This window comes from Daejeonella sp. (assembly GCF_044342615.1).
Taxonomy (GTDB): domain Bacteria; phylum Bacteroidota; class Bacteroidia; order Sphingobacteriales; family Sphingobacteriaceae; genus Daejeonella.
Genome location: NZ_JBIIPN010000127.1, coordinates 1 through 7,355 on the forward strand (window position 1 = coordinate 1; position 7,355 = coordinate 7,355).

General features: G+C 36.8%; 7 protein-coding genes. 1 reads left to right on the forward strand and 6 read right to left on the reverse strand.

What is annotated here, in order from left to right; genetic code table 11:
• From galE to ACIQ0D_RS10335, 3 genes are all read right to left on the reverse strand, one after another.
• The coding region (gene galE / locus ACIQ0D_RS10325; protein WP_395805313.1) for a UDP-glucose 4-epimerase GalE at positions 1-1,002 on the reverse strand (1,002 nt) is incomplete at its 3' end.
• Complete coding sequence (locus ACIQ0D_RS10330; RefSeq protein ID WP_395805325.1) at positions 1,002-1,985, reverse strand: UDP-glucuronic acid decarboxylase family protein; 984 nt, start codon at positions 1,983-1,985, stop codon at positions 1,002-1,004. The genes ACIQ0D_RS10330 and galE, both read right to left, overlap by 1 nt.
• Entirely contained in the window at positions 1,985-3,298 is a 1,314-nt protein-coding gene (locus ACIQ0D_RS10335; RefSeq protein WP_395805315.1) for a UDP-glucose dehydrogenase family protein, read from the reverse strand. Before ACIQ0D_RS10335 ends, ACIQ0D_RS10330 begins: the two co-directional genes overlap by 1 nt.
• A 180-nt stretch (positions 3,299-3,478) precedes the next feature.
• Between ACIQ0D_RS10335 and ACIQ0D_RS10340 the strand changes: the two genes are divergently transcribed.
• Complete coding sequence (locus ACIQ0D_RS10340) at positions 3,479-4,726, forward strand: 3-deoxy-D-manno-octulosonic acid transferase (RefSeq protein ID WP_395805317.1); 1,248 nt, start codon at positions 3,479-3,481, stop codon at positions 4,724-4,726.
• Positions 4,727-4,728: 2 nt separating this feature from the next.
• Here ACIQ0D_RS10340 and hemH read toward each other — a convergent pair whose 3' ends face one another.
• The 3 genes from hemH to ACIQ0D_RS10355 form a co-directional block, all read right to left on the reverse strand.
• Positions 4,729-5,745, reverse strand: coding sequence for a ferrochelatase (gene hemH / locus ACIQ0D_RS10345; protein ID WP_395805319.1), 1,017 nt, complete (start codon positions 5,743-5,745; stop codon positions 4,729-4,731).
• Positions 5,746-5,824: 79 nt separating this feature from the next.
• Positions 5,825-6,511: a fatty acid desaturase gene (locus ACIQ0D_RS10350; protein WP_395805321.1), complete on the reverse strand. Its 687-nt coding sequence runs from the start codon at positions 6,509-6,511 to the stop codon at positions 5,825-5,827.
• A gap of 10 nt (positions 6,512-6,521) precedes the next feature.
• The coding region (locus ACIQ0D_RS10355; protein ID WP_395805323.1) for a 4-hydroxy-3-methylbut-2-enyl diphosphate reductase at positions 6,522-7,355 on the reverse strand (834 nt) is incomplete at its 5' end.

Genomic DNA, 7,355 nt, shown 5'->3' on the forward strand with positions numbered 1-7,355 from the left:
CTTCTCCCATTCCCATGCGGAGCTCATCATTTCAAGTAAGCCAAGTTCAGCTTTCCAAGAAAGATGACGTTCAGCTTTTGTAACGTCACCATAAATTTGAATAATATCACCTGGTCTTCTTGGCCCAATTGAATACTTCAGTTTTTCACCCGTAGCCTTTTCAAAAGCATGAATAACTTCTAAAACAGAATTCCCGCGACCTGTACCGATATTAAAAATATCAAATGAATCTGGATTTGACTCTAAGTTTTTAATGGCCGCTACATGCGCTTTAGCGAGATCCACAACATGAATATAATCGCGGATACATGTACCATCATTGGTATCATAATCATCTCCAAAGACAATAATATCTCCTCTCTTACCGATAGCTGCCTGCGTAATAAAAGGAACAAGATTTTGTGGAACACCAATAGGAAGCTCGCCAATTAAAGCAGAGGCATGCGCGCCTACTGGGTTAAAGTATCTCAAGGCTATCACCTTCAAATTCTCATTTACACGGGCAGCCTCACTTAAAATCTCTTCGGCAATTTGTTTGGTATTCCCGTAAGTAGATTCAGCTTTTTTAACTGGTGCAAGCTCATTTACAGGTAAGCTATCAGGCTCACCATAAACGGTACAACTAGAAGAAAAAACCATATTCATCTTCTTTTTTGAAGAAGCTAAAAGGAGGTTTACCAGAGAATAAATATTGTTTTTATAATATTTTAGTGGCTCTTTTTCAGATTCACCAACACTTTTAAATGCAGCAAAATGAATAATTCCTTCAATGTCAGGATGGGCATTAAGAAAATCTGTCGTTAAATTCTCATCACATAAGTCAAAATTGAAAAACTCAGGTTTTTTGCCGGTAATTTTAAAAATTTGATCGATTATTTGTGGACTAGAGTTGGATAGGTTATCGACAATTATTGGCTCATAGCCAGCGTTAATCAATTCGACAACGGTATGTGAACCAATGTAGCCAGTACCGCCGGTGACTAAAATTTTGCTTGCAGGCATTATTTATTATTATAGTAAGTAAAATCCTTATGTTTAATTTCCTTCTCAGGCAGTGATTTAAAATATTCGTAAGTAATTTTTAAACCTTCTGCGCGACCAATCTTAGGCTCCCATCCAAGAATTTCTCTTGCTTTGGTGATATCTGGTCTTCTTTGTTTAGGATCGTCGGTTGGCAATGGATTGAATACCATTTTTTGCTTAGTACCTGTCAATTTAATGATTTCCTCCCCAAATTCTTTGATGGTAATTTCATCTGGGTTACCAATATTTACAGGTAAAGCATAATCTGATAAAAGTAGTCGGTAAATGCCCTCAACTAGATCGTCAACATAGCAAAAAGAGCGTGTTTGAGAACCATCGCCAAAAACGGTAAGATCTTCACCTCTAAGTGCTTGCCCAATAAATGCAGGCAATACACGTCCGTCGTTTAGGCGCATTCGTGGACCATAAGTATTAAATATTCGGACGATGCGTGTTTCCAAGCCATGAAAGGTATGGTAGGCCATTGTCATGGCTTCTTGAAAGCGTTTTGCTTCATCATATACCCCTCTTGGTCCAACAGGATTCACATTTCCCCAATACTCTTCAGGCTGTGGATTTACTGTTGGATCGCCATAAACTTCTGATGTTGAAGCAATTAATAATCTTGACTTTTTAGATCGTGCTAATCCTAGCAAATTGTGAATACCTAAAGAACCAACTTTTAGCGTTTGAATAGGAATTTTAAGATAATCAATTGGGCTTGCTGGCGACGCGAAGTGAAGGATATAATCTAGATCACCCGCTACATAAACAAATTTAGAGACGTCATGATTATAGAATTCAAAATTTTCAAGAGGAAATAGGTGCTCAATATTTCGCAGATCACCTGTTATGAGGTTATCCATCCCAATCACATGATAGCCTTCTTTGATAAATCGGTCGGATAAGTGTGAGCCAAGAAAACCTGCTGCACCTGTAATTAAAATACGTTTTCTGGGGATCATATGCTTATGGTTTTTCGGCCAATACTGTTGTAATAATATCCAAGGTCTATCATTTTTTGCAAATCGTATAAATTCCGGCCATCAAAAATAACCTTACTTTTTAGAAGTGAGCTCACTTTTTCAAAATCAGGAGTTCTAAATACCGACCATTCAGTTACGATAACTAAAACATCTGCATCCTTTAAAATATCATATTGATTATCGCCAAACTGTATTTTATCTCCAACAATTTTTTTCACATTATTCATAGCTTCAGGATCAAAAGCACTGATAATAGCACCATCCTTAAGCAATTCTTCAATGATATAAAGTGCTGGAGCTTCACGGATATCATCTGTTTCCGGCTTAAATGCAAGTCCCCAGATAGCAATTTTCTTGCCCTTTAAATCCCCGTTATAATACTTACGCATTTTTTCAACGAGTTTTTTCCTTTGAACATCATTCACATCCATTACAGATTCAAGAATCTTAAAGTCGTAATTATTCTCTCTTGCTGAATGTGCCAAAGCTTGAACATCTTTAGGGAAGCAGCTACCACCGTAGCCAACACCTGGAAATAAAAAGCGTTTGCCAATACGATCATCCGAACCGATACCTTTTCTAACGGCATCAACATCGGCACCAACTATTTCACATAAGTTGGCAATTTCATTCATGAAGGTAATTTTTGTGGCAAGGAAAGAGTTGGCGGCATATTTTGTAAGTTCAGAAGAACGAGCATCCATGAAAATAATTGGATTCCCTTGTCTCACGTAAGGACCGTATAATTCGGCCATTAATTTTTGAGCTCTTAGACTTTCAGTCCCAACCACTACCCTATCAGGCTTCATAAAGTCCTCTACAGCAACCCCTTCACGTAAAAATTCAGGATTTGAAACCACATCAACTTCTATAGAAGTATGTTCTTTAAAAACCTTAATAACTTTATCTGCGGTACCAACAGGAACAGTTGATTTAGTTACGATAACCTTATAATCTGTTATGATTTTAGCAATGTCTTTGGCCGCACCTAACACAAAGCTAAGATCGGCTGCACCATCACCATCAGGTGGAGTAGGTAATGCGAGATAGATTATTTCAGCATCAGCTATAGCATCGGCAAGGTTTGTAGTAAACATTAATCTACCCTGCTCAATATTTCTATGGAACAATAAATCAAGTCCTGGCTCATAGATTGGCAATTTAAATGCCTGCATCATTTTAACCTTTTCTTCATTTATGTCAACACAAGTAACCGTGTTTCCAGTTTCTGCAAGGCAAGTTCCTGTAACTAAACCAACATAACCCGTACCTACAACCGCTATTTTCATAAGCCTTTCGTGTTTTAAACAATAATTTTAGCCAGACATTTGGCCTACATTGTCGATTCTATTTATTTTTAATGAATTTTTCAGCTTTTAAGACCTAAAAGCTGTTTTCTCAATAATAGAGAAATACGAAAATAAAAAATATAATACTAACTTCGATAAAGAAAATAATTTAATTCGAACATGCTTTTTTTATATGATGCTGGAATATGCCTTTATACACTCTTAATCGCAATTTTTTCACTAAAGAACAAAAAAGCACAATTTTGGATACAGGGGAGAAAAGGGCTTTTTGAGCGTATCGAAAAGAGCCTCGAAAAAAATAAAAAATATGCTTGGTTTCACTTTGCATCCTTAGGTGAATTCGAACAAGGGCGCCCAGTATTAGAGAAATTAAAATCAGATCATCCAAACACTCCAATTGTAATCACTTTCTTTTCGCCATCAGGATACGAAGTCAGGAAAAACTATCCATTAGCAGACCATGTTTTTTATTTACCGATAGATACAAAGCAAAATGCAAGAAAATTAGTCCGGTTATTAAATCCCACAATTGCCGTTTTCACTAAATATGAGTATTGGTATCACTATTTTGAGGCCCTAAACGCTAACAAAACACCACTTTACATCATTTCGGGGATTTTTAGAAAGGAACAGGCTTTTTTCAAGTGGTATGGAGGATTGCATCGAAAAATGCTGGGATTGGTTTCCCATTTCTTTGTCCAAAATGAAGAAAGCAGACATTTACTAGCTGAAATTGGCGTTAAAAACGTAAGTGTTAGCGGCGATACACGTTTCGACCGGGTAGATTTTAATGCTAAAAACCCTATTAAAATCAGCCAAGTAGAAGAATTTTGCAAAAACAATCATTCATTTATTGCTGGAAGCACCTGGCTTGAAGATGAACAGTTGATTGAAACACTAATCGAAGTAATGCCAGATTGGAAATTTATTATTGCTCCACACGAGGTAAACGAAAACCGAATAAAAAATATTGAAAAACTGTTCCCTAACTCCATTAGATTTTCAGAAATACAAGAGGGAGGAATTTCACCTCAAACTATAGCAGCTAGCCAAGTCCTAATTATTGATAGTATAGGAATACTATCATCAATTTATCAATATGGCGAAATTGCCTATATCGGTGGCGGTTTTGGCGTAGGTATTCATAATACCCTTGAAGCTGCAGCTTTTGGATTACCAGTAATTTTCGGACCAAATTATGCTCGATTTAAGGAGGCAGTGGAATTGATAAAGAAAAGTGCTGCGTTCTCAATTAAAGATTCGCAGGAACTAAAAACTGATGTTAATTTCCTTCTCAAGGAAGAAAATAGAATTAAAAGTGGACAAACCGCCCTGGGATACGTTCAAAGCCAGACCGGTGCTACTCAAAAATTTTTAGATTTTATCTACAGTAAAGGCACTTTCTAATTTTAAGCCTTTACTAAGCCCTCCAAGGCATCAATCCATTTTGGGTTATCATTTAAGCTTTCAACCAATTGAATGTGCTCTCCGCCCATCTCTTCAAATTCTTCGGCATATTCAACCGCAATTTCATGAACAGTTTCTAAGCAATCAGCTACAAAAGCGGGGCAGAATACAAGAATTCTTTTATCACCGAGTTTTGCACGTTCTTCTAGAACAACACTAGTGTAAGGCTGAGCCCAAGGGTCTTTCCCTAAACGGGATTGAAAACAAACGGTGTACTTTTCCTTCGGCAAACCAAGCTTTTCTGCAATTAAGCGGGCAGTATCAAAGCACTGTGCAGAATAGCAGAACTTATTATTTTCAGTCATAACTGAGCAGCAATTTTCAACCTTTTGGCAATGTTGCTTGGAATGATCGGCCTTACGTAACTGCCTCTTCGGAAGTCCGTGGAAACTAAATAAGATATGATCGTAAGTCTCAGGTTTATGTTTTTTGCCACTCTCAGCAAATGCCTCAATCATGATTTCATTATCATGAAAAGAGTTAATGAATGAAATATTAGGAATTGTTTGCCACTTCCTAACAAGCTCCATAACTTTTTCAATCACAGAACCGGTGGTAGCAGAAGCATAATGTGGAAACAGAGGAATAACTTTAATGCTATTCACCTGCGCATCTTTTAATTTATTTAGGGCGCTTTCAATAGATGGATTTTGATAACGCATGGCAAGCTCAACATGATAATCATCACCCAAACGTTGTTGCAACATGTCTTTTTGAATGATGCTATAATGCATCAAAGGAGAACCTGTAGTATCCGACCAAATCTCTTTGTACAATTTGGCAGATTTCGGTCCGCGGAACGGAACAATGATTCCCTTAACGAGTAAAGCCCTAGCTGCAACGGGGAAGTCGATTACTCGACCATCCATCAAAAATTCATCAAGATAGGTTCTAACATCACTTGTTGAGGGACTATCAGGAGTACCTAAATTTACTAATAAAACACCTTGCTTACCCATATATAAATTATGAAATGCAAAGATAGTCTAAGGAACGATTAATAAAAATACTTCGCTCCATTTGACTTTATAACAACAATTAGTCGGCTAAATTTTTCATTTGCCACAACTTCCACCAAGGAGTTCCGGGCGAGTCATGATGCTCGTAGTGATATCCAAAAAAGTAGCAGGTTAAAAAAGCGACCAAATGATTCTTGCGCTGTGATCCTGATTGGTGTTTATTATCGTGCTCTCCATGATGAGGAAGCCAGGTCCCGAAATAAAACAACTGAAGCGTACTTAAAAGCGAGGGCAGCACCCAAAAGAAGAATAAATTCGATTCAGGTATCCAAATTTTAAGGATATTAAAAATAATTGCCATTAAAACCACTTGCCACCAAGAAAGGTATTGTTTTATAAAACTAAAATACCAAACGAAGAAATTACCTTCAGAATAATCGGGATCTTTTTCTGTATGAACATATCGATGATGGTCATGATGCTTGGTGTTTAATACTTTAAAAGGAAAGCAAGCATACAATGCAGTACAAATTTGACCTATAGTATTATTTAGTTTCCGATGGGCTGATACAGTACCATGCATGGCATCATGGGCGGTTATAAAAAGACCCGTGTACAAATGCATTTGCACTAAGATAAACAGATAAAGTAAGGGATTTTCGAAATTAACCTCCCAATTCATTAAAGAAATGATCGAGAAAGCCCAACATGCAATTACAATAAATGCAATTAAAGCACCCTTGTACGACTTATCTGAACTCATCATTAGGTTAATACTAATATTCTAGGATTGCCGCTTTTACCTTTTCCATCAACCACATTGGCGTTGAGGTGGCACCACAAATACCTACTTTTTCTTGAGGATTAAACATCTCTAAACTTAATTCTTCTTCACTACTTATAAAGTGTGTATTCGGATTGGTTTGCTTACACACCTCAAAAAGAACTTTGCCATTAGAAGATTTTTTGCCAGAAACGAAGATTATTTTATCATAATGAACAACAAATTTTCTTAAGTCATCATACCTATTTGATACTTGTCTGCAAATGGTATCATTGGCTTTGACTTCGTAGCCACGGCTAATGAGTTCATCCTTAATTTGATAAAATTTATCGGTACTCTTTGTTGTTTGGCTGTATAAAGTAAATTTTTGTGGAAGCTCAACGTTATCAAGTTCAGCAATATCCTGAAAAACAAGGGCTTCATTATTTGTTTGGCCTTGCAAACCAATTACTTCAGCATGACCGTGTTTACCAAAGATTAAGACTTTTTCTTTGCTATCGTAGGTATTTTTAATCCTATTCTGCAATTTTAACACTACTGGGCAGGATGCATCAATAAGTGTGATATTATTTTCAAGCGCCGTACGATAAGTTTCTGGTGCTTCACCATGTGCACGAATTAAAACTTTTTCATTTTTAATATGGATAAGGTCTTCATGAGAAATTATTTTGAGACCCATTAATTTCAAGCGACTAACCTCTTCATCATTATGAACAATATCTCCGAGGCAGTATAAATAGCCATCTTCAGCCAAAATTTCTTCAGCCATATCGATAGCATAAACTACCCCAAAACAAAAGCCCGAATCATTATCAATTGTTACTTC

Excerpts from the sequence above, each read along its gene's own strand:
- ACIQ0D_RS10335 (WP_395805315.1), bottom strand. The coding sequence starts at position 3,298 with ATGAAAATAGCGGTTGTAGGTACGGGTTATGTTGGTTTAGTTACAGGA.
- ACIQ0D_RS10340 (WP_395805317.1), top strand. The coding sequence starts at position 3,479 with ATGCTTTTTTTATATGATGCTGGAATATGCCTTTATACACTCTTAATC.
- hemH (WP_395805319.1), bottom strand. The coding sequence starts at position 5,745 with ATGGGTAAGCAAGGTGTTTTATTAGTAAATTTAGGTACTCCTGATAGT.
- ACIQ0D_RS10350 (WP_395805321.1), bottom strand. The coding sequence starts at position 6,511 with ATGATGAGTTCAGATAAGTCGTACAAGGGTGCTTTAATTGCATTTATT.